This window comes from Pseudomonas sp. 44 R 15 (assembly GCF_900004965.1).
GTDB lineage: Bacteria > Pseudomonadota > Gammaproteobacteria > Pseudomonadales > Pseudomonadaceae > Aquipseudomonas > Aquipseudomonas orientalis_A.
Genome location: NZ_CVTU01000096.1, coordinates 1 through 257, shown reverse-complemented (window position 1 = coordinate 257; position 257 = coordinate 1). Strand labels below are relative to the sequence as shown.

At 61.1% G+C, this 257-nt stretch carries 1 pseudogene; it reads left to right on the top strand.

Annotated elements, in window-relative coordinates:
- Positions 1–45: 45 nt before the first annotated feature.
- Positions 46–257: pseudogene (locus BFP93_RS29020) on the top strand (hypothetical protein); the annotation flags it as partial.

The following is a 257-nucleotide window of genomic DNA, read 5'->3' as shown; positions in this document are numbered from 1 at the left end:
TTTGGGGCTTTTCCAAAGTGACCCGCCGTCAGGGCGGAACCCTAAGTGGCCGTTACCGCAGAAACGGATATGTACTCGTTCCAATCCAACATCCCGGCCAGCCCCGAGGCCGCCATCGGGGGCAAGCCCCCTCCCACATTTTCACCGGGCTCGGCACAAAACACCGGTCGGCTCCAAGGCCGCCGCGCTTTTGCTTTTGATCTCAGGCGACCCGTTAAACCACGCTGGCCGAACGCAGGCTTGAATCCGTGGGTAAC